This window comes from Terriglobia bacterium (assembly GCA_020072815.1).
Lineage (GTDB): Bacteria > Acidobacteriota > Terriglobia > Terriglobales > Acidobacteriaceae > Angelobacter.
Genome location: JAIQGE010000020.1, coordinates 1 through 22,821 on the forward strand (window position 1 = coordinate 1; position 22,821 = coordinate 22,821).

At 58.7% G+C, this 22,821-nt stretch carries 18 protein-coding genes and 1 tRNA gene; 9 read left to right on the top strand and 10 right to left on the bottom strand.

What is annotated here, in order from left to right:
- The coding region (locus tag LAO20_20265; GenBank protein ID MBZ5533771.1) for a hypothetical protein at positions 1-2,869 on the bottom strand (2,869 nt) is incomplete at its 3' end.
- A gap of 1,745 nt (positions 2,870-4,614) precedes the next feature.
- Here LAO20_20265 and LAO20_20270 point away from each other — a divergent pair.
- Positions 4,615-6,123 (top strand): recombinase family protein, encoded by a 1,509-nt coding sequence (locus LAO20_20270; protein ID MBZ5533772.1) that lies wholly within the window; start codon positions 4,615-4,617, stop codon positions 6,121-6,123.
- On the opposite strand, the gene LAO20_20275 is transcribed toward LAO20_20270, so the two are convergent.
- Positions 6,089-6,163: transfer RNA gene (locus LAO20_20275), tRNA-Glu, on the bottom strand. The genes LAO20_20270 and LAO20_20275 overlap by 35 nt on opposite strands.
- 433 nt (positions 6,164-6,596) lie before the next feature.
- Between LAO20_20275 and LAO20_20280 the strand changes: the two genes are divergently transcribed.
- The 7 genes from LAO20_20280 to LAO20_20310 all read left to right on the top strand — a co-directional run bounded on the left by LAO20_20280 (position 6,597) and on the right by LAO20_20310 (position 11,998).
- Entirely contained in the window at positions 6,597-6,863 is a 267-nt protein-coding gene (locus tag LAO20_20280; protein MBZ5533773.1) for a DUF2934 domain-containing protein, read from the top strand.
- 7 nt (positions 6,864-6,870) lie between these two features.
- The gene (locus LAO20_20285; protein ID MBZ5533774.1) at positions 6,871-7,254 is read left to right on the top strand and encodes a response regulator; all 384 of its coding nucleotides are present in this window, start codon (positions 6,871-6,873) and stop codon (positions 7,252-7,254) included.
- 44 nt (positions 7,255-7,298) lie between these two features.
- Entirely contained in the window at positions 7,299-9,401 is a 2,103-nt protein-coding gene (locus LAO20_20290; protein ID MBZ5533775.1) for a heme lyase CcmF/NrfE family subunit, read from the top strand.
- Entirely contained in the window at positions 9,398-9,859 is a 462-nt protein-coding gene (locus tag LAO20_20295; GenBank protein MBZ5533776.1) for a cytochrome c-type biogenesis protein CcmH, read from the top strand. Before LAO20_20290 ends, LAO20_20295 begins: the two co-directional genes overlap by 4 nt.
- A complete protein-coding gene (locus LAO20_20300) occupies positions 9,856-10,152 on the top strand; it encodes a hypothetical protein (GenBank protein ID MBZ5533777.1) in 297 nt (98 codons plus the stop codon). The genes LAO20_20295 and LAO20_20300 overlap by 4 nt, the downstream gene beginning before the upstream one ends.
- A 15-nt stretch (positions 10,153-10,167) precedes the next feature.
- Positions 10,168-11,415, top strand: a complete 1,248-nt coding sequence (locus tag LAO20_20305; GenBank protein ID MBZ5533778.1) for a carboxypeptidase regulatory-like domain-containing protein — start codon at positions 10,168-10,170, stop codon at positions 11,413-11,415.
- 94 nt (positions 11,416-11,509) lie between these two features.
- Positions 11,510-11,998 (top strand): SET domain-containing protein-lysine N-methyltransferase, encoded by a 489-nt coding sequence (locus LAO20_20310; GenBank protein MBZ5533779.1) that lies wholly within the window; start codon positions 11,510-11,512, stop codon positions 11,996-11,998.
- A gap of 22 nt (positions 11,999-12,020) precedes the next feature.
- On the opposite strand, the gene recR is transcribed toward LAO20_20310, so the two are convergent.
- The 4 genes from recR to LAO20_20330 form a co-directional block, all read right to left on the bottom strand.
- On the bottom strand, positions 12,021-12,599 hold the full coding sequence (recR, locus tag LAO20_20315; protein MBZ5533780.1) for a recombination mediator RecR: 579 nt from the start codon (positions 12,597-12,599) through the stop codon (positions 12,021-12,023).
- A gap of 27 nt (positions 12,600-12,626) precedes the next feature.
- Positions 12,627-12,941, bottom strand: coding sequence for a YbaB/EbfC family nucleoid-associated protein (locus LAO20_20320; GenBank protein ID MBZ5533781.1), 315 nt, complete (start codon positions 12,939-12,941; stop codon positions 12,627-12,629).
- An 8-nt stretch (positions 12,942-12,949) separates the two neighbouring features.
- Positions 12,950-14,752, bottom strand: a complete 1,803-nt coding sequence (gene dnaX / locus LAO20_20325) for a DNA polymerase III subunit gamma/tau (GenBank protein MBZ5533782.1) — start codon at positions 14,750-14,752, stop codon at positions 12,950-12,952.
- Positions 14,753-14,849: 97 nt separating this feature from the next.
- Positions 14,850-15,641, bottom strand: coding sequence for a hypothetical protein (locus LAO20_20330; GenBank protein ID MBZ5533783.1), 792 nt, complete (start codon positions 15,639-15,641; stop codon positions 14,850-14,852).
- A gap of 169 nt (positions 15,642-15,810) precedes the next feature.
- Between LAO20_20330 and LAO20_20335 the strand changes: the two genes are divergently transcribed.
- Positions 15,811-16,947 (top strand): histidinol-phosphate aminotransferase family protein, encoded by a 1,137-nt coding sequence (locus LAO20_20335; GenBank protein ID MBZ5533784.1) that lies wholly within the window; start codon positions 15,811-15,813, stop codon positions 16,945-16,947.
- A gap of 75 nt (positions 16,948-17,022) precedes the next feature.
- On the opposite strand, the gene raiA is transcribed toward LAO20_20335, so the two are convergent.
- The 4 genes from raiA to lptC form a co-directional block, all read right to left on the bottom strand.
- Positions 17,023-17,625: a ribosome-associated translation inhibitor RaiA gene (gene raiA, locus LAO20_20340; GenBank protein MBZ5533785.1), complete on the bottom strand. Its 603-nt coding sequence runs from the start codon at positions 17,623-17,625 to the stop codon at positions 17,023-17,025.
- A 153-nt stretch (positions 17,626-17,778) separates the two neighbouring features.
- A complete protein-coding gene (gene rpoN, locus LAO20_20345; protein MBZ5533786.1) occupies positions 17,779-19,500 on the bottom strand; it encodes an RNA polymerase factor sigma-54 in 1,722 nt (573 codons plus the stop codon).
- A 169-nt stretch (positions 19,501-19,669) separates the two neighbouring features.
- On the bottom strand, positions 19,670-20,398 hold the full coding sequence (lptB, locus tag LAO20_20350) for an LPS export ABC transporter ATP-binding protein (protein MBZ5533787.1): 729 nt from the start codon (positions 20,396-20,398) through the stop codon (positions 19,670-19,672).
- Positions 20,398-22,623 (bottom strand): LPS export ABC transporter periplasmic protein LptC, encoded by a 2,226-nt coding sequence (lptC, locus tag LAO20_20355; protein MBZ5533788.1) that lies wholly within the window; start codon positions 22,621-22,623, stop codon positions 20,398-20,400. Before lptC ends, lptB begins: the two co-directional genes overlap by 1 nt.
- Positions 22,624-22,821 lie beyond the last annotated feature (198 nt).

Here is a 22,821-nt window from a genome sequence, read left to right on the forward strand (position 1 = left end):
AGACCGTACCCGAGTCATAGACGGTGTCCGGCGTCTGGTCGCAGATCTGGCGCGGCGGGCACGGCGGCGCCGGAATGATCACCATCTGCTCGCTGCCGCCGATGCTCACGATCGCCGTGGCCGAGGTGGACACGGTGCTGGTATCGGTGGCCGCCGGAGCCGACGAGTCGCCGGGCTCTTCCACTTCGTACAAGCGCCCCAGCGCGTCGGCGCACGTCCGCCGCGCTTTGCCCGCTTCATCTTCGGCCAGCGTGCAGTTGTCCTGGTAGGTGACAGTAGCGAAGCTTCCGTCCTGCTTTTGCACCAGCACGGGACGGTCCAAAGCGTCATAGATGTTTTGCGTCACGCCGTAGGTGGCATCGCTGGTGTTGAAATACGGGTTGGTGACCGACGCCACGCGGCCCGCGGGGTCATACACGGTGTCCACCGTTGCCGTGCCGCCGGGCATGGGATGCTGGCCTTTGTTTCCGCGGCCCAGACCGTCAAACATGCTGGTGGCTGAATCAGTGAGCGCGCTGGTGATGGTCCGGGTGCGGGTGACCGACCAGGGCAGCGACGTAGTGGAGTAACTAAGACTGGTGGTTGCGCGCAGGCCGCCGTTGGCCGCGTCCACCGGGGCTTGCGCCGAGGTGATGCGGAACATTCGATCGTATTCGTAATTGCTGGTCTGGCCGTTCTGGTCGGTGAAGCTGGTTAGCACGCCGGTGTTGAAATCATAAGCCGCGATGACGCAGTGGGTGACCGTGCCTGCATTGGTGGTGGGCGAGCAGGTCTGGGTGACGTACGCGCCCACGTAGGCCGAATCGTAACTGAGCGTGGTGGTATGCCCCAGCGGATCAATCTTCTGATACGGTTCGCCGGTGTCATACCAGTTGGTGTGGCTGGAGACCAGGCTGCTCGCGTTGAGCCAGTGGCTGACGGTGGTCGGATTGCCGCGTACCGCAGCCGGAGGCGCGACGTGCTGCGTGGTGATCAGCGGCGAGGGCGACGTAAAGTAGGCTGCCTCGTCGTACAAATATTCCGATTGGGCTATGCACGACGCGGTCCCGCCCGTCGCGTTGATCGGGCAACCAGACTTGGTGTTGTTGGCTGCAACCGGATCAATCACCACGGTGGAGGCCGGCAGGTCCACCATGTTCGCCGTCAGGTAATTGCTGTTCTTCTGCCATTGGTAGACAGTGTCGGTCTCGCGCAGCAGCACCCAGGGGACGTTGGGGTTGGGGTCTTTCCAGTCGTAGACCAGCTCCTTGACCGTATTTCCGAAAATGGGCAGGCCCGCTCCCAGGCCGGGGTCGGGATCTTTGTGGACCTTCTTGACCTTGGTGGCCGTTCTGTTGGTGTAGAGCGTGGTCAGCACCTCAGTGGCAAAGACGTTGGTCAAACCCGGTGCGCTCGTGCTACCGGGGCCGCCATTATCAAGTACAGCGTTGGTGGCGACGTAGGTGGTGTCTGAGCGCTGCATCGGCTGGTTGGCGCTTTGAGCGCCTTGATACTGCACGGTGGCCGTCTCATAGAAACGGCACACCGGCGTCAAACCGGCGGGCAGCGCCACGCTGGAAATCTCAGAAAAAATGTGCTTCGTATCATTGCCGAGAGGATCGGTGACCACGTTGGTCTGTTGTCCCCCGGAGGGAGCTCCCCAACTGTAGAACCAGGTGGACGAGCGTCCCTGGCCGTCGTTCAGCGTGCGGCTGGCGACTGCCCGGCTCCGCTGCGTGTTGTTTTGGGGATCGCAAGCATTGAAGTCCACCGTGGTCCAGGCGTAGCTGATGGAACCGCCGGTAGGGAGAACGACCGAACTAAGTTCGCCGTAGCTGTCATAGTCGAACGTCCAATGACTGCCGTCGGCAAGCACCACAGAAACCACGGGAAAGGAATCCTGTGACGCTTCCTGCACGGTGATGCTGGTGTTGTACGGGTTGGGTTGATTGAAAGCCGTTTGCAGGTGGATAAGCGCGTTACATAGTTTGATCTGGCGGGTTACGCCGTTCGGATCCTGATAGAAATAGAGGGTCGCTGAAGTAATGGTGTGTGCGCTGGCGCAGCCGGTGTAGTCCGTGGTCGAGGTGCCGGTGAATAGCGGGTTCCTGCCCAACGTGTCCACCGTAGGATTCAGGTTCATTGGGCCACGGATTGATACCTGGTTCCCGTTGCTGTCAGTGACCAGAGAGGCAAAGGCGACTTGCGAGCAGTACTGATCGCCGGCGAGCGTGTCATCAAACAAGGGTGGATGGTTGCCGGGGGCGGAAAGGCCGGTAAGCGATGGGTGTCCGCAGCCGGTGGTAGGGCCGAAGCTTCCCTGGTATACGGTGCCGGAGCGATCCGTCACCGTGAACTGATCGCGTATGTTGGGATAGTCGCCGTCTGGAACGCTGAGGGCAAGGTGATATCCGGAGAGGTCAGCCGTATCAAACTGCGTGGCTTCGCCGTAAACGTCTTCCGTGCCGGCTGCGCCGTGCACCGGATGAGACGCGCCATCAGCATCAATGACTGTGTAGCCGTAAGCGGCAAACGTGGTGGTGCCCTGGCCGCTCATGTATTGTTTGTTGATGGTGCGATGGACGCTCAGGCTGGGAGTGATGTGAATGCTGACACCAGTGCCACCCTTTTGCCATTTGCATCCGATGGCGCCGCCAGGAAGTGGCCCGCAGACAGCCTGCCAATCCTTGGAGCTGCCATACAACGAGTAGCTGAAGGTAAGCGCGCCGCGCCCTGGTGCGCCCGGAATCAGCGGCGCGTGAAACATCAGGTTGCCGTTCATCACGTTGACCGTGTCCAGATGGCTGCCTTCATAGGACCCGAACGGCTTCCAGCCGTTTTCGAGGTTCGGTGGGGTCTGGGCCAGGCATACTTCTGCTACTAGACTCATCAAGATTGCCAATACGAGCTTTTTCACACACGCCTCCGCGATCTTCGGACACACATGGGTTGACGACAGATGGGCCTATCGCACAGCAACTGCGGCGTCCAGCAGCGGTACTGGACGGCTGACAAGGGGGTATCAGTACAGTTAAGAATTAAACTTCACAGGCTAGGACAGCTTATAGCAGCGGAGGATGAGAAAGGCAATTGTCCTTTACATAAAGTTGGTACATGAACCCAGCATGCCGCCTTGGCCGCCGGCGGTCATGATTTTGCTCTAGCAAAAGATAACGCTGCCACATCGCCCAGTGACCCCACCGGACTTCCTTTATAGGTCGCTCCATGCGCGCTGCGCGCCATCTTCAACCACCAATCAGGCCATGTTCGCGCGCCAGCTCCGGGATGGTGTCTATATAGCACGGCCAGCCCGGCAGATGTTAGCCGCGCTCGCCGTGATTCCGGAGAAGGGTTCCCGGTTCCTGGGGTAGCGCTCTTTGCATCACACCGCTCAATCCCAGACACGTATAGCGTCGGTGTTTCCGACGCTCCGTCGATTTGGATCGGGAGGGGCGTTCCAAAAGCCTCGGCTCAACGACGCTGCTAAGTGACTGAGTTTATGCTCCCCACGCAGGACATTATCTCCGTACCAGAATCAGCTGCGGAACGAGCATTCGGAGTCAGATCATTCTCTTTCTACGTTACAGAAACAGAATGCCTTGCCTGGTTTTCCACAGGCTGAGCTCGGACTTCACAATAATGGCCTCAAACGTCGACCATATATATAGAGGGCATAAGGTCGCGCATTAGGTGGGAGCCAGATTCCCCGCGCGGGCCCTTAACCGATTCTAAAACGAAACGTCAGCCGTCTCGGAAGAGACGGCTTTTTGTTTCCGGGACCGCTGTGTTCGGCCAAGAGCCGCCCTATCCCATGGAATCACCTCCAAAACCAAAAACTCACTATGGCTAAGTCAAACGGGAAGCCATGCTGAGCCTGCAAAAATGCCGATTGCTTCTCGGCATGGATTGCGAGCTCACCGACTCCCAAGTTGAGCTACTCAGAGAACAGCTCTACGCTCTGGCAAATTGCACTCGACGCATTTCACCAGGTCACTGAAACTCCATTCGATAGTGAACGGCAGCCGTCAGAGGTTCCTATAAGACATCGGCAGGAATCCGACGAACCGGTCACTACCAATCCTGGAGCTCCAAACGCCAATGCTGAAAGAAACAGCCGAGCGCGAAGGCACCGATTGTGTTCGACCCAAAAGCACGATTCAAGAAACATCCCTTGAATCGTCGCTAAGGGCGTGCCTTCAACGTGATACACACGTGAAGTGTGTCTTGCGAACGCGTCAGTAAGGCGCACCTGAGCGCAACAGGCTCACAATTTCTAGGCTGACAAGAACGCAAGTTGGGCTTTAGTGAACGGTCTACACCTCGGCAAACGCGCTATCGAGTGTGGCGCCATTGACATTGGTTCCTTGGTATGAGATAGGTATATATCACATGAAACAGCATTCAACCCGTGAAGCCGCAAGAATTCTCGGTGTGAGCATGGCCACGATTAACCGGTACGTCGCAGCTGGAACTATTCCCCTGCCGCCTTTGACCCGAGTAGGAGGCGTGACGGTTCGTCTGTGGAACCTTAAGGACATTGCGAAAGCCCAAGCAGTCATACGGGGCTTTACGGATGGCAGGAGAACCCGGCACCGCAAGACAGAGGTCTCTAACACGAGATCTCAGAGGTAAGCGATGGCAGAAAGAGTCGTTGTCTACACCCGCGTATCGACCGAAGAACAGGCCAAGGACGGCACAAGCCTTGCTGCTCAAAAAGCGGCATGTTTGGAATACTGCGAGCGGCAAGGCTACAGGGTCGCCAAGATTTTTGTGGAAGAGGGCGAATCGGCCAAGACCGCGAATAGGACGCAACTCAAGGCGCTGCTGGCTTACTGTCGCACCGAGAAAGATATTAAGGCCGTGTTGGTGCACAAGCTAGACAGATTTGCTCGCAACGCAACTGACCACACGCAAATGCGCGCCTTGTTGTCGGGGTTCGGCGTACACCTTCGCTCTGTCACGGAGCCGATTGACGACAGCTCGACCGGAAAATTCATGGAACACGTGCTGGCTGCGGTCGCTGAGTTGGACAACAACATCCGTACCGAGCGCAGCGTAAAGGGAATGACTCAGCGATTGAAGGACGGTCGCTGGACATTTTCCCCTCCCCTCGGCTATCGGGCTGGACGAGACGCGACAGGTGCTAAGACAATCATTCCGGACGAGCACTCTGCCCCATTGATTACCCAGGCGTTTGAGGAGTTCGCTACAGGACTGCACACGAGAGAACAGGTGCTCCGAAAGCTCACTCTGCTTGGCCTGCGGACAAAGAAGGGCAAGTTCCTCAGTTCGCAGACGTTCTCCCAAACACTGAGAAAGCCCGTGTACGCCGGTCGAATTGTGGTTCCCGAGTGGAACATTGATGTTCCCGGCAAGTTCCAACCTTTGGTGACTCAGGCTGTCTTTGACAACGCGCAAGCGATTCTCAGTGGCAGGGCTGTATCCATCACCCCGCGCGCCCGCAATCACGCCGACTTCCCTCTGCGCGGTTTCGTGAAGTGCGGATATTGCACTGAGCCCCTCACGGGAAGCTGGTCGAAAGGACGCAGCCGCTATTACGCCTACTATCACTGCGAAGATGGATGCAACCGCGAGACAAAGGATGTGATGGAGGCAAAGTTCGAGCAGTTCATTCGTACCCTGGAACCAAATGCCGCGTACATGCGCCTGTACCGTGAGATCGTGCTTGATGTCTGGCGCAAGAAACAGGGCGACAGCCAGCAGATGCAAGGCGTCGTTTCCCGCAAGATTAGCCAATTGCGCGAGAACAAGACAAAGCTGGAAGAGGCATTCGTTTATCAAAAGGCGATTGACGCAGACACGTACAAGGAAATGCGGGCAAATCTGATTGAGGAGCTGACCCTCGCGGAAATGGAGCTACGGGATGCCCAGGCCGAAGAGATCGAAATAGAGACCGTCCTGGATTTCGCAGACATGGTGCTAACGAACGCATCGAACCTCTGGAAAGCCGCTCCAGTAGAGCAGAAACAGCGTTTGCAGCAGGTTCTATTCCCTGAGGGTGTCACCTATTCTGATGGAAAATATCGAACCGCTGTAACCTGCTTACTTTTCAACGGAATGGGAACAAACAAGATCAAAAATGAACGTTTGGTAGCGCTACCGGGAATCGAACCCGGGTTTTAAGATTGAGAATCTCACGTCCTAACCCCTAGACGATAGCGCCACACATTTTTTCAGCGGACGAAGAAAAGTATATCAAAGGAATTTCGCGCTGCGAAGCCGCCGCCAGGCTCGTGTGGCACAGCCGGGGCCCCCGACACTCGTTTCGCGTGGTGGGGTGGAGGCGCCCTCTCGGCTGTGCGGACTTCTTTTTGCTAGACGACCGCTCCTGTGCCGATTTCGGGTGAAATTTACCACTACCTGCCGTGCCGGCTGGTCCGCGCCGGCGAAAGTTTCCCGCGCTCCGTCGCTCAGCAAGACCCTAACCCCTTCGTGCGCCCCGGCACGCGAGTCACGTTACCGTCGTACCCGCCAAGTCACGTCTTTTTTGCGCTGCGCGCTCCCCAACGCCCGCGGGATTCTCTATAATTCCTGATGACAGTGCGCCCACTCGTCGCATCATAATTTTGCAGGAAAGGGCAGGGGCACCAAGCTGTATGTCAACTAAGAATTCGGGCGCCTTCCGGAAGAATGCTTCCCCGGGAAAATCCAAGGGACAGACCAAGACCGTCACCCCCATCAACGCGGGAACGTCCACTACCTTTAATTTGACGCAAATTTATCCTGAAATCGTGGATGAAGTCCGCGTGCGCGCCTATGAGCTCTACGAGCAGCGCGGCCGCCAGGATGGCAATGACCAGGATGACTGGATCCGGGCGGAGGAAGAGGTCCTTTCCCGCTATCAAAAGGCAAAAAGCGCTTAGCGCCATTATGAAACAGGCTCTCCTGTTGGATGACAACCCAGCCCAGCTCACCATTCGTGAGCTGGTTCTCCGCAAAGCCGGCGTAGAAAGCCACGTGGCCACCAACGCGCGCACCGCGCTGGCCCTGCTGCGCAGCGCGATGGGAAGAGAAAAAATCGGCGTGGTCATCACCGACCATTTCATGCCGGAGATGGATGGCGTGGAGTTTGTGCGCCAGTTGCGCGCCTTTGCCCCGGAACTCCCGGTCATCCTGATTAGTGGGCAGCCCGACGCGGATTCCGAATATGCCGGCCTCAACATCATTTTCCGCTGCAAGCCTTGCGAGCCGGATGACCTGATTGCCACAGTCCGGTTTGCGCTTTCTGATCGTCCCCAACGGGCCTTTGCCTGATTTGCCGTATTGCAGTCCCCGGCAAAAAATACTAAGCTCAAATGATGCCATTATTAGGAAGCTTTTGTCTTCTATTTGCTCTGGCTCTTTCCGGCTACTGTTTCGTGGTCGGGGTGGTGGGAGCGGTGCGCAAGGACTTTGTCGGATACCGCCTGGCGGAAACCGCGCGGCGGGCCGGCATGGCCTCCTTCGCGGCCCTGACTCTGTGTGCGTTCGCGCTGGTCTGGTCGGCCCTGAACAACGATTTCACCGTTTCCTACGTCATGCACCACAGCAACATTGCCCTGCCCGTGCCGTACAAAATAGCCGTTCTGTGGTCCGGACAGGAAGGCTCGTTGCTGTTTTGGTCGTGGTTGCTGGCCTGTTACGGTTTTGTTTTGCGGCTGCGGCACAAAGTGGACCAGCGACTGGTGGCCACCAGTTCCATGGTTCTTGCCGGCATTCAGGTCTTTTTCCTGATTCTTAACAATTACATCGCCAACCCTTTCGGCATTGAACCCGGCCCCATGGCCGCCGATGGCCGCGGCTTGAACATCCTGTTGCAGTACCCCGAGATGGTGATCCATCCGCCCATGCTGTACCTGGGCTACGTGGGCTTCTCGGTGCCGTTCGCCTTCGCTCTGGCTGCGCTGATCATGCGCTATCCCGGCGAAAAATGGATCCACATCACACGCCGCTGGACCATGGTTACGTGGCTCTTCCTGACCGTGGGGATCTCACTGGGAGCGCACTGGGCTTACGCCGTTCTCGGCTGGGGCGGCTACTGGGGCTGGGACCCGGTAGAGAACGCTTCCCTGCTGCCCTGGATCACCGGCACCGCTTTCCTCCATTCCGTGATGATGCAGGAGAAGCGCGGCATGATGAAGATGTGGAACGTCTGGTTGATCTTCACCACGTTCATGCTGGCGATTCTCGGCACCATGTTGACGCGCGGCGGCGCTGTGAGCTCGGTCCATGCGTTCGCGCAGTCAGCCATCGGCACGTGGTTCGCCGGATCAGCCGGCTGGTCGGGCGCTCCGTGGCGGTCTCTGCCTTACTTTTATCCCGGCTTCCTGGAACTGGTGTTCGTGGTCTGCCTTTACTTCTTCATCAGCCACCGCGACCATCTGAAGTCAGACAACCTCCTGGAATCGATGGTTTCGCGCGAGTCCAGCTTCATGTTCAACAACCTGGTTCTGCTGGCAGCGACGTTCGCCGTGCTGTGCGGAACGCTCTTCCCCATTTTGTCGGAGTGGGTGCGCGGCTACAAAATTACCGTGGGTGCGCCGTTCTTTAACAAGGTTGTCATCCCCATCGGCTTGTTCCTCATTTTTCTTACCGCGGTAGGACCTTTGCTGGCCTGGGGCAGCACTTCCTGGGGAAGCATCAAGCGCAATTTCGCGGTTCCCGCCCTGCTCTCGGCCGTGGTGGCCGGCGGGCTGGTTGCGCTGGGCATGCGTCCGTTCTCGGACATGGCCCATTTCTATTCCTGGCTCACGTTCTCTCTGAGCGCGCTGGTGATTGGCACCATTGCTTCTGAATTCTTCCGCGGCGGACGCGTGCTGCAGGGCAAGCTGAACACCAACATAGTCGCCGCCATGTATCACCTCACCCGGCGCAACATGCGCCGTTACGGCGGATACGTGGTCCACTTTGGCATGATCGTGCTGTTCATCGGCCTTGCGGGACAGGCCTTCAACCAGGAAAAAGAAGTGCAGATGGCCATCGGCGATAAGCTTCAGATCGGCCACTACACGCTGACCATGGTCGCCGACAACCGCGATGACAACGCCAACTACGATTCCAAAGCCGCGATACTGGAAGTCCAGAAAGACGGCAAGCCTTTGACCACCATGTATCCCGAACGCCGTTTCTACAAGGCCCAGGGCGGACAACCCAACACTATTGTCGCCAACCACATTTCGCCTGCCGAAGACCTCTATGTGATCTATGAAGGCCCGGATGGAGCGCAGCAAGGCCCTCCCATCATCAAAGCGATCATCAACCCGCTGGTGATATGGGTGTGGATTGGGGTAATCATCGTGGTATTCGGTACAGGCCTGGCCCTGGTGCCCAACCTGGCCGCCGTCAAGGTGCCGGTGGCCGCGTCGGTGGCAGTCGCGGCGGTGGAGAAACAAAGCATGTATCCGGCGGGGGTGCGTAAATGAAGCGCCTGAGTGAAATTCTTCTGCTCTGCTGCGTCGTCGTCCTGCTGATGGGCGCGGACGCGACGCAAGCCCGCTTTGAAAACCTGGGCGGCAAGATCATGTGCACTTGCAGTTGCGGGCAAATGCTGCTCAAGTGCAACCACGTGGGCTGTCCGAATTCCGCCAAGATGATCGGCCAGTTGCACGCCCAGGTGGCGCAACAATCTGACGACGAAAAAGTCTTGCAGTGGTTTCGCGAGACCTGGGGCGTCACGGCGGTTGTCGAACCCGCCACCCACGGATTCGAACTGCTGGTTTGGGTGGTGCCGCCAGTGGTGGCAGCGCTGTTCCTGGCGCTGGTGATCGTCATTATTATGGTCTGGCGGTCGCGTGTGCCGGCGACGCTGCCGGCAGACCGCGTCCCCGACCCCCACCTTGATGCCCTGCGCGCCCGTGCCCGTCAGGAGACCGAAATATGAACCCGCAAACAGCCAGCGTGTTGTTCCAGATTTTTTGCAGCGTGTTTGCCGCCGTCGCCCTGATCTACGTCTTCCTGCCCCCCAAAGACACTGATACCGGCACGGAAAAGACGCGGCTCATCTATCTCTACGAACGCAAAGAAGTGGTCTATGAGAATTTGCGCGACTTGAATTTTGAATTTAAGTCCGGCAAGTTTACCCAGGCCGACTTTGACGGCATGCGTGTGGGCATGGAGTCCGAAGCCGCTCGCATTTTAGACGAAATTGAAAAGTTGGAATCCGCGCCAGCCTGAAGGAGCATACTCATTTTGAAGCGTACCGCCTTGGTTGTTGTCCTAGTTCTGTCTGCCACAATCTATGCATCGGCCCAGACCAGCACGCTCAAGGGCCTGGTCAGCAACGGAACCACGCGTAAACCGGCTGCCGGAGATGAAGTCATCCTGCTGCGTCTTGACCAGGGCATGCAGGAGGAAGCCCGCACCAAGACCAACGGCCAGGGTGAATTCACGTTTAGTCTCAAAGACGCCGTGCCGCGGCTGGTCCGCGTGCGCCATCAGGACGTGAACTACCATGAGCAGGTACCGCCGGGCTCCCAGAGCGTCCAGATCACGGTCTACAATACCGCCGCCAAGCTGCCGGATGTGAAACTGCTGGACCAATCTGAAGTCTATGAGGCCCAAGGGACATCTGTGCGCGTGATTGAGCTCTTCCGCTTGAGGAATACCTCGCGCCCGCCCATGACGCAGCCGACTTTTGAGTTTTATCTGCCGGAAGGCGCCACCCCGCAGTTGGGCCAGGCGGTTGCCGGCGGTATGCCCGTCAAGACCCCTCCCATCCCGCTCAAAGAGAAGAACAAATACGCATTTCTATTTCCGGTGCGTCCTGGCCTGACGCAATTCGAACTGGTCTATACCATGCCGTTCACCGGCTCTCTTCCCGTCAAGCCGAAGTTTGGGACGGTGGCTGACACCTTTTACGTTGTGCTCCCCAAGAGCATGACGTTTGCCCCGTCCGACAACGCAGCTTTCAAGCCCTTGCCGCAATGGCCGGTGGACACCTCGGTTACCGGCGTCAACGTCTATGCGGCGCAGAACTTCAAGCCGGCGCAGAATCTGGGATTCTCTCTCTCCGGCGAGGGCCTGCTGCCCGACGAGCAACCGGCGGCGTCCGCTGCTCCTCCGCAGGGCGGAGCCGAACCGCGAGGCGGTGTGGGCGGCGGCCTGGGGACCCCCAATGACCGCCCTGATCCTTTGCACTCCGGCCAGTGGCTCTTCTTGGGAGTTCTGTCACTCTTCTTGGCGGCTGGAGGCGTTTATGTCTACACCACCAGTTTACCGGTCGCCGCGGCCGCAGCTCAGGCAGCCGCCACGGGAGCCAAGCCAAAGAAGCCGCAGGCCGGCCCTGGCTTGCTGCTGGAAGCCATGAAGGAAGAGATGTTCCAGTTGGAAACCGACCGCCTTCAGGGCAAGATATCTCAGCCGGAATACGAAAGCGCCAAGGCGGCGCTCGACAAAACCCTGCAGCGTGCCATCCAGCGCCAGAAGTCAGGCAAGTGACGCCGCGCCTGCTGGCGGCCTTTCGGTATACTGCTGAGCAGAGCGTGCGCTGAATCACCAGCGCACAATTTTCCTCAGAGATATTGCGCACCTCATGGGCCTAATCGTTCGTTCTTCCCATCTTCATGGAGCAGGTGTGTACACCCAGGCGGCCATCGCCAAGGGGACCCACGTCCTGGAATACACTGGTCCGCGCATCAGCAGGAAGGAAAGCGAAGGCCTCTACCTGGACAGCGAGGTCACCTATCTTTTCACCATGGAAGGCGACCAGAGCTTCATTGACGGTTTTGGCATGGCCGCTTTCGTCAATCACTCCTGCGATCCCAACTGTGAAACCGACCAGTTCGGCGATCAAATATGGATCATCGCCATCCGCGACATCGCCGCCGGCGAAGAACTCACCTACGACTACCACCTTTGGGACGCTGATCCTGAGGACAAAGCGGATTGCTACTGCGGCGCGATCCACTGCCGCGGGACCATGTACTCAGAAGAAGAAATCGCCCGGCAGAAGAAACTCTTGCGACGCAGAGCGCTAAGGCGGAAAGCGAAGAAGACAAAAGCAAAAAGCAAGCGGCGTTAGTACGACAGGCTGGGGCGGAACCCTAAAGTTCCCGTCGCCCTTCCATGGCCTTGAGCATGGTCACTTCGTCGGCGTATTCAATGTCGCTACCGGCAGGGATACCGGTGGCAATCCGCGTGACTTTGAGTCCGGGGCGCTTGGTCAGTCCGGTCAGGTGGACGGCGGTGGCCTCGCCCTCAATCGTCGGGTTGGTGGCGATGATGATTTCGTCCACGGCGCCGCTCTCGATGCGCTTGAGCAATGACGGAATCCGCAACTGCTCCGGACCAACTCCGTGCAACGGCGAAAGCGCCCCGTGCAACACGTGGTAAACGCCGTTGTAGACCCTGGTCTTTTCCACCGACGCAATGTTGGTGGGTTCTTCCACCACGCACACCAAGCGCTGGTTGCGCGTGGCGCTGGAACAGTAGCTGCACGGATCAATATCCGTGATGTTGTTGCACACCGAGCAGAGATGGAGCTTTTCCTTCAGGTTGCGGACGGCGCCGGCCAGCGCCTCGGCGTCTTCCGTGCTGGCGCGCAGGATATGGAAGGCCATGCGCTGCGCGCTCTTGCTGCCCACCCCGGGGAGTTTTTTCAGTTCGTCAATCAGTTGAGCCATCGGCTCGGCAAATTTGGACACTTTTCTTTAGGCTCCCGGAATTCCCAAGCCACCCAGCATTCCGCCCACGGTGGACTGCACGGCCTCATCCACCTTTTTGCTGGCGGCGTTAAACGCTGCGGTGACCAGGTCTTGCAACATCTCCACGTCGCCGGACTTCACGGCTTCAGGTTCAATGCGCGTGGCCAGGACCTGCTTCTGTCCGTTCATCTTGATGGTGACCGTGCCGCCGCCGGAGGAAGCCTCCACCACGGTCTGCTGCATCTTCTCCTGCAGGTTCCGGGCCTGTTTCTGGGCCTGCTCCAGCATCTCCTGTAACTGGCGTGTATCAAAGCCGCCCATGCCTTCTCCTAGTTCTTGTCACGGTGATCAATGACCGTGCGGATTTCCGCTCCAAACTTTTCTTGCATGCGTTTCACCACCGGATCTTCCGCCGCGCGGGCGCGGGCGCTGGCGCCGCTGCCATTGCGGGCTTGCCGGACGGCAGGTATTGGCGACGATCCGTTGCCCGCCGTTGCCGCCCCGCTGCGAACATTTACCTTGATCGGACGTCCTGCGGCCGAACTGGCTGCCGCGTTGGCGATTCGCTTGGGCTCCGGGCCCATCATCACGTCCAGCACCGCCGCTGACTGCGCGACGGTGATGAGCAGCTCGTTCTCCTGCAAAGTTGCGCTGCCGCTTTCCAGTGCGGAGGCCAGCGTCTTGTGCCCGTTGTTCTCCAATTCGTTCAGCACATGACCCAGGATTTTCGCAGGATCGCCCGTCGGCTCCGCTTCAGCGACGGCGACTGCGCTGCTTACCGTCGCAGACTGTGCTTCCGGCTGGCCGGCGCTCGACATTTCAGGATCGTAGCCGCGGCCTTTGCGCTCGCGGTCGGCTTCAAACGGCGAAGTAAATCCCGGCTGCTTGTTGGCGGCAGGCGCCTGGTTTGCGGCAGGCGCCACGACAGCGGATGTGGTGGGCGTGGAGCTAACTTGCCGCGGCGAAGCAACATTCTTCGGCGACTCGACTCCCGCCTGGCTCAACATCTGCTCTAAGGGCAATAGCCGTTGCGCGTGGACCAGCTTAAGTACGCCCAGTTCCAGATGAAAGCGTTGCTCCTGGCGATATCCCAGCTCATCGTGCGTGCGCAGCATGATCTGCATAAAGCGCGCCAAGTCCTCTTCAGAGAACTTTGCTGCCACTCGGGCCGCGCGCGTGCGCTCGTCAGAGGAAATCTGCAACAGCGGCGACGCGTCGCCCGCCAGCCTGGCCACCAAAACGTTGCGCAGGAAGCGCACAAATTGTTTGGCGAAGTGCGCCGGGTTCTGGCCTTCGATCATCAAGCGGTCCAGCAAGCGCAAAGCCTCTTCACTGGAATTGTGCTCCACCGCACCCATGATCTCTTCCAGCACTTCTGAGCCAACGGAGCCCACCAGTCCGCGGACGGCGGCGCCTTTGATTTCCGTGCCGCAGCAGGCAATGGCCTGGTCCATGATGGAGAGCGCGTCGCGCATGGAGCCATCGCCGGCCTCGGCCAGGACGGCCAGGGCTTCCGCGTCCACCTGGATCTTTTCTTTGCGCGCGATGTCGCCGAGTTGTCCCACGATCTCGTCAAACTTCACCGCGTGGAAGCTGAAGTGCTGGCATCGCGAGCGAATGGTCTGCGGGATGTCTTCCGCCTGCGTGGTGGCCATCATGAAAATAATATGCGGCGGAGGCTCTTCCAGGGTCTTCAGCAGCGCGTTGAAGGCCGCGTCAGTGATCTGGTGGGCTTCGTCGAGAATGTAGATCTTGTAGCGGTCGCGCGCTGGACGATAGCGCGCGGCGTCGCGCAGTTCCCTGATCTCGTCAATGCCCCGGTTGGTCGCGGCGTCAATTTCAATTACGTCCACCGCGTTGCCCGCCCGCACTTCCACGCAGGAATCGCACACGCCGCAAGGCTCAGGCGTCGGCTTGTCCGATTTTCCATCAACGCCGCGGCAGTTCAAGGCCATGGCCAGGATGCGCGCAATCGTCGTCTTGCCGATGCCCCGGTGCCCGCTGAAGATGTAACCGTGCGCAATGCGCTGCTGCTCAATGGCGTTTTTCAGCGTGCGGGTCACGTGGTCCTGACCAATCACATCAGAAAAACGCTGCGGACGGTATTTGCGCGCCAGAACCTGGTAGGCCATGAGTTGAATCTCGATTATACCGCTAGAGGACAGGCGAGATTTTCACAGGGACCAGCAACCCGAAGCGGACGCCGGCGGAGAGACCAGTGAAAGACAACTATTGTTTGATCAGAGTCGCCTGGCCAAAGCCGCCGGAACATGTTCCGCTGGAAACTGCGAAGTTGGCGTTCAGGCGCTCACCTGCCGGGCCGGAAAGGTGCGAGGCTATGATCTGTGTTTGTCCTGAATCACTGGTATTCAACAAAATGTCCACTTCCAGGCCGCGCGGACTCCCGCCGGCGACGACGCCGGATGCAAAGCACGAGAGCCCGGTAAAAGTGAAATTCCCCGTCACAGGGAAGAACCCATGCGCGTCAGGCCCGGTCTGGGTGAGAGTAGCGGAAATTGTTCCGGTCAATCCGTTGGTGAAAGGGCCGCTCCAAGTTCCGCTCAAGGGCTGCGTGAAGAGCAAGGTACTCATGCCGCTGCTCGCGCACGTGCCACCCGTTAGACTCCATGTACCGGTGAGCCCTTGCACCGTCCCGGCAACCAAGGCCGGAGTCGCCGTGATGGAGAGCACCTGCCCACGAAGTGATGCAGTGTTCAAGGTAAAGGTATTTCCAACTACCGTTCCGCTTACGATCAGGTCGTCCAGGTTGTCATCGAAACACAGCGACCCTTGCGTATGAAGAATGCCAGAAATTGCCGTGCCGCTTTGGGAGAGCGCTCCGTCCACCAGGAGTGAAGAGCCTGCCGGGAATGGCGCCTGCGCCACCAGCGCCATGGCCCAATGACCTGGAACAAGGGCGAGTTGAGCACCAGGGAAAGGCGGCGTGCTCCCGGCGGAACCTCCGCACCCGCACAAACACAGGAGAAATGCTACAGCGACTACCAGGCATAGGAAACGCATCGGGACCTCCGGTCACACAACCATGGTAGAAACAATAGGAGCCTTATAGAGATTCGCATCAATTCTACTCTTCTCAGCATGGCTGAGGTACGGCAAACTACGACAGCCTTCCTTGTCGCACTTTGCCGCTTGGCGAACTTCAAGCCGCTGCTTACGCTGAAGCGCATCTATGCTTGACAAAAACTATCGAGCCACCCATGCCTTCCACGGCGGCCGCTTCTTTGACGCCATTGGCGCCGACTTTCGCAACCTTGAGCGCGCGCAAGACGTGATCAGCGCCGACGTGCTCGACGCCTGGTTTGATCCTTCACCCCGCGTGCTCGCAGCGCTGCGCGAGCATCTTCCCTTTCTGTCTCGCACTTCCCCGCCGGCGTATGCGGACGGATTAATCCGCGCCATCTCCCGAGCCCGTAACATTCCGCCGGCAAACCTGTGCGCTGCCGGAGGATCGTCGCAGCTCATCTTCACATGTCTTCCCATCCTGGCGTCAGAGAGAAGCCGCGTGCTGATTCTCGACCCCATGTACGGCGAGTATGCCCACGTTCTGGAGAACGTGTTGCACTGTGACGTCCACCGGCATTTCCTTCGCGAAGAAGATAGTTTTCGCGTGGACCCGGAATCGCTTCTGGAAGAAGTTCGCCGCGTGCAGCCGGACCTGCTCATCATCGTCAATCCCAACAGCCCGAGCGGCCAGCATTGGCCGAGGAAGGAACTCAGCCAATTTCTGCGCCGCATTCCTCATGTGCTCTGCCTGGTGGACGAGACTTACATTGACTATGTTTCCACGGACGAGTCACTGGAATCCGCGATTTGCGACTTCCCCAACCTGATGGTGATCAAGTCCATGTCCAAGGTGTACGCGCTGAGCGGACTGCGAGCTGCCTATATGGCAACCTCGGAAGAGTTAGTGCGCCAGGTTGCGCGCCGGCTGCCGCCCTGGTCGGTAAGCCTGCCCGCGCAAGTGGCCGCGATCGAGGCGCTCGCCGACCCGGATTACTACCAGGCGCGATACCAGGAGACGCACTCTCTCCGCGATGAAGCACTGCAGTCTTTGTACGATCTGCCCGGGATCAAAGTGTTCGATTCATGCGCCAGTTTCTACATGATCAAGAGCACGCAGCAGAGCGCATCTTCCATCCAGCAGCAGCTCGAAGAGGAGAACATTTTCGTTCGCCATTGTGAGTCTATGAGTACGCGCTTTCACGACAATTTCTTGCGAATTGCCGTAAAGTCCGAAGGGCAGAATTGCAGGATTGTGGCCGCGCTGACCGCGGTGCTTTCTCGCAAACTGGAACACGTCGGGTGAATTCTTGGCGAGCCATGATGCACAAGAAAAAAGACGCCGACGATGGCGTCTTTTATCCCTTGAAGCAAAGAAAGGTCACGGCGCTTCGATCAACTCCATCTTTCCGTCTTTCTTCCGGTGTAACACTTTGACTTTGCCCTGATGGTCGCGGAAGACGAAGACTTCGCGATCGCGGAACTCCGCTTCTTTTACCGCCTCTTCCACGGTGAGCGGCTTGTAACTCACCGAGTCCGTACTCTTGACGATGTGGGCCTCAGTAAACTTCACGGTATTAGGAAATGAATGCACTTTGACCGGCACGGCTGTGGCCCGGTCGCCGCCCACGGCCAGGGCCAGGGAAACTTCTTCCGGAACCGGCGCATTGGCCTGCCGTTTGTGGGCCTGGCGTTTCTTGCTCTTCCATTTGGTCTTGTATTTCACCGCCTGGCGCTCAATGCGTTCCAGCGCGTTGCTGATGGCCGCATTCATGTCCACGGCCTCCGCCAGCGCGACAATCGGCGGATAGTTGCGCACCGTAACGCTGATTTCCACCTTGTGGCGGCGCTTTTCCACTGAGAGGACCACGTGGGTCTCAAACTGATTGCCTAGGATTTTTTGGATTTTCTGGAGCCCGCTTTCGACCAGCCTGCGGCTCGTGGGAGTAACTTCAAACTGACGGCCAGTGTATTCGACGTTCATTGACTCCCTCCTCGAAATAAGATCGGCTTGCTGAGAGTTCGTCTGATAGTGCCCGGAAGAAACGGCATCCGGCATCCGGCACCGTTCAATGCGGCTTGTCTCATTTTGTTTCTTTCGCGAAGCAGCGGCCGATGCTGGCGCTTCCGCATCGCGTTAGCTCTTGGTCCTCCTTTGATGGGTACTGGGAATCTTCATGTCTTCGCGGTACTTGGCCACGGTCCGCCGCGTAACCTGGATGCCCTGCGATTGCAGGATCTTGGTGATCTGTTCATCGGTCAGCGGATGCGCCGCGTCTTCTTCTTCAATCAGCTTCTTCACCCGCCGTTTCAGGATCAGCAATGACGTGCCGGCGCCTTCCGGGCCTTGCACGCTCTCAGAGAAGAAGAAACGCAATTCGAACACGCCCTGCGCGGTATGCACGTACTTGCCGGCGACCGCCCGGCTCACCGTGGAAGGATGCACGCCAATCTCTTCCGCCACTTCTTTGATCATCATCGGCTTAAGCAGGTCAATGCCGTGATCGAGGAAGTCGCGCTGGCGTCCGATGATGGCGTAGCAGACTTTCAGAATCGTCTGGCGGCGCTGTTCGATGTTCTTGATCAGTTGCACGGCGGACTTGTACCGCTCCTTGACGTAGGTGCGGACTTCTTTCTCCACACCCTGGCCCTGGTTCAGCATCTTGCGGTAGGTGGGACTCACGCGCAACTGGGGCACGTCTTCGTCGTTCATCAGGACCAGAAATTCGTCGCAATGCTTCACAAAGGCCACGTCCGGCTCAATCAGCTTGGGTTCGGTCTTGTTGTAACGCAAGCCGGGTTTGGGATCGAGCGTGCGGATGAACTCATGCGCCTGGATCACCGACTCCATGGGCCGCGCGATGGCCTTGGCAATTTCTTTGTAAAGCTTGTTCTGCAGGAGGTGCAAATGGCCGTCCACGATGCGCAAAGCATCTTCCACCACCTGGTCATTTTCAGGATCGTCGGAGCCTTCCAGGTCGCGGGTCTTGAGAAGGTACTCCAGTTGGGCCATCAGGCATTCGCGCAGGTTGCGCGCGGCCACGCCCACCGGATCAAACTGCCGGATCAGGCCCGTGGCTTCCCGCAGGTCTTCACGGGTGAACTGCAGGACGGGCGAAAGCTGGGGCTTGGGCGGGACCGCTGCCGGCTCCGGCGAAGGCGTATGCGAAACCACCAAATGCAGCGGCTCAGGACTTTCCACGTCCAGCTCTTCCGTTGCGTCTTCCGTCGTTGGATCTTCGATTACCGCTGAGGGCGCTGCGTCGGCCAAGTCAGGCGCGTTTTGCTCGGCTTCAGCGCTGGCCAGGCCGAGCAGTTCGTCTTCCGACGCCGTGAGATAACCTTCGTCGTTCAGGTTGCCGATGACCAACTCCGCCGCGGCAATGACTTCCGGCCGCACGCTGACCGAGCCAAGTTGCCACATCAGATGATCGGTGAGGGTCCCGGGCTTGGAGAGAAAATTCTCAAACGACGGCCGGTCAATCTCTTCCAGGTCCGCGGAGTTGCGGTAGCCAGGGTCCAGGTAGTCGCGAAAGAACGAACCAAAATCAATTTCGTCAAACGGGTCTTTCTTTTCCGCCTCCGGCGCCGCAAGTTCTTCTTTGCTGGCTTCCAGCCGCTCCTGGCGCTCCTGCGCTTCGCCGCGCTCGCGCGCCTCTTCGCGCCCGGCCACTTCGTCCAGCAGCGGGACGGAGGAATCCAGTTCTTCCAGAACAGGGTTCTCCACCATCTCAGTGTTGATCATCTCGCGCAGTTCAAGCTTGTTGAGCGCGAGCACGCTCACCATCTGGACCAGCCCAGGCGTCAGGATCTGCTTCTGGGAGACCTTCAGGTTCAGTCTGTGTTGGAGTAATACCATCTGTTCTTTTTATCGCGTAGCAGAGCTTTTCCTGCTATTCCTACTTGTAACATTCCCGGGGACACGCTCTAAAGAGTACCCTGGTAATTCTGTTTACTGTCTTCCAGTGCCTTGCATTAATCACAATTTAATGATCGAGGCCGGAAGCAAAATGTGCGTCCGGCGGCCCTCAAACAAACGAAAAACTCTCTCCCAGATAGACTCTTTTCACTTCCGGGTCGTTACCCAACTGTTCCGGCGTGCCGGTACGGAAAATTCGTCCTTCGTTGATGATGTACGCGCGATCGGTCACCGACAGCGTTTCCCGGACGTTGTGGTCGGTGATCAGGACGCCGATGCCGCTTCCCTTCAAATCAAAAATGATCTTCTGCAGGTCCAGCACCGCGATGGGATCAATCCCGGAGAAGGGCTCATCCAGCAGAATGAATTTTGGGGCGATGCACAGAGCGCGGGCGATCTCCACGCGCCGCCGCTCGCCACCGGAGAGCGCATAGCCCATGTTGTTGCGAATGTGGCCCAGTCCCAGTTCATCAATCAAGCGGTCACGTTTGGCCCGCCGCTCCTGCCAGGTGATGGGCTGCACCTCCAGCACGGCCATAATGTTCTCTTCCACCGTCAGCTTGCGAAAAACCGAGGCTTCCTGCGGCAAGTAGCTGATTCCGTAATTGCGCGCCCGCAAATACATGGGCACCGTGGTGATGTCCTGGCCGTCCACCAGGACCTGCCCGCTATCAGGAGGCAGCAACCCTACGATCATGTAGAAAGTGGTGGTCTTGCCGGCGCCGTTAGGCCCCAGAAGTCCGACTACTTCAGCTTGATTGATGTGGAGGCTGACGCCATTTACCACCCGGCGGCCGCGGTACGATTTAGCGATGTCGTCCGTTGCCAGGGTTTGCATTACTTCTTGCTCGCGTCTCGGTTCCTAGTTTGGGCTTGGTGGGAGGATTCTCCGCTACCTACGAGCACCCTATCATCGTGGGTAAAGAAAGTCAACGAATCGCCCGAAATTTGACCGTGTTCGGCATCAAAAATGCTAGGGAGTTTCCCCGGAACGCCCGTCAGGACGAACTTCTCCTCCCCCGCGGTATAGACGGCCTGGCTTGCCGTGGCCCGTCGCTGAGGCTGCTGAATCCGTATATCTCCTTGTGCCACAATACGATCCAGTTGGCTGGCTGGCTGCGAGCCGGCCTGGCTGCCACGCGCAGTCAGCAGGATCTGGACGGTGTCCGCATCAATGGTGGAGTCTTCGACTTTGGCCGTCACCTTGCCAGTAAACACCGCTTTTCGCTCGGAATCCACATATGTGAGCTTGTCCGCCGTCACGTTGACCGGGGTGGATTTGCCCTTTTTGTCGGTTGTGACGAAAACCGTGGTCACCCGGGAGGTGGAATCGCCCTGGGCCAGCAGGCTGCGGTGCAGCTTGTCAAAGGTAATGGCCGGCGCGTCCACGATGTTGGCTCCCTGCCACAGCCGGGCATGGGCGTATTTTGCCACTCCTGCGCTGCGGCTGGCCGTAGCCGAAGTTCCGGTCACGTGGACCGGCTCCCCGGAAGCCAGCATCCCGCCAGCTTGCGGTTTCAAGTCGTTGTAGGTGGTCTTAACGTGGCCCGTAGCGACGGCGCTCTCGGTCTTGCGCAGAAGCTGGATGCTGTCCGCGGTGATGGTGGCCCCGGAATCCACCACGCGAGGCGAACCAATGAGGGTAAAGCTCTCGTCCGCCGGATTGTAGCGGCCGCGGTTGGCCGTTGCCGTGCGCTGGCCTTGCTCAAAGTGAAAGTCGCCGGTCAGGTCGCCCGCAGTGATTTCACCTTTATCGTTAAAACTGGCGTTGAGTTCGCGGCTGGTGGCCACCTGGTCGGGTTGTCCCGGGCTTGACGAAACGATTCGCGCGTCAGGGCTGCCAACGATGGACACCGGGCGGTTCTGGCTATTGAATCGCGCTTGCAGCCGCGCCGCGCTGATGGTGGTGACGGATGCCCCTTTGCTCAGGATGATCTTTCCCGGGCCGTCGGACGTGGTCGCCGACTGGATGAGCTTGCCGTCTTTGATCGCCAAATCCACTGCCGCAGCTTGAATCTGCCGCGACTTGCCCTCCGCTCCCTCTTTCAAATCCACCGCGTCTTCCGCCCGGGCTGAGGTCACACGGTTTTTGGCGCCAAAGGTGAGCAGGACCCGCCCGGCTTTGCCTTGCGCCGGCGCGTCACCGCGGCGCTGAAAGTCCACGCCGCCGGAGAGCGTCCCGGAACGGAGCTGGTTTCCCGCAGCCAGCACCAGTTCGCCTTGGGGCGCGGTCACATCAAAGCCCTTCGGGCCTCCCACGGAACTGCGTACGTGACCCGAACCGAGAATTCGTTCCACCGTGTTGTCCTGGGTCAGCACCACGGTGATTTTGTCCGCCAACAGAAGGCGCGGCGGTTGATCAATCCTGGCGCCGTGCAGAACAATGTTGCGCGGCTCCTTGCTGATGGTGGCGCTTTGTCCGGTGATGCTGGCTTTTTGCTTGTCCGTAGTGTCAATTTTCACGGCGGACTTCAGTGTAAGGACGCTGCTGTGCGAATCGTAAGTAGCTCCCATGGCCGAACCGCCGGCTTCCGGCACACGAAACTCGATCTTCTCTTTGGTCTGCGCAATTCCGCTGTTGCGGTTGAAGGTGAGACCGCGGGTCTTTACGTGGATCAGGTTCTGGGTCTCCCGCGTGGCGGCTTGATTGGGCTGAGCGACGACTTTGGTGTTGGCGTCCAGATCTATCTGTACTTCGCCCTCAGCGCTGATGTCTCCCGACGCTGGATCAAAGACGAAGAGCGATCCGTAGATGTGGTCTGAACGGTCTTCGTCGCGCCCGTAGATCACAATGCTTACGTCGTGCAACTCACCACGGCCGGAATCTTTGTAGCGCAGAAAGCGGGAGGCGTGGACGGTGAACAGCGTCTTGCCGCCCTCCGATTGGGCAAAAGTGAAGCCTTCCGCGCTCTCGGCCGTATTGGCCGGCAAGTTGGTGACAGGCCGCTGCACGCCATGGCCCGACTTCAAGATCCCGCGGACGTAGAACCCCGCTGCCACCAGCACGGCGATTACCGCCCCGGCGGCGAACAATCTTCGGAGTTTGTTGGTGTCCCAGGCCACTTAGTCTTCATCTTAAATGATGGGCTGGGGAATCGCCGGAATCGCGCGTGATCGCCGACATCCCACCCCAGCCAGCGCAAAACCGGCGCGGTCCGGGGACCCCGATCGCCGTGATCAGCGGTCTTCCCTTGACCAACTCTCGAGTGACAGATTAGCGGATGGGAACAAAGCGGATTGCCAGGGATTGCCAAAATCGCC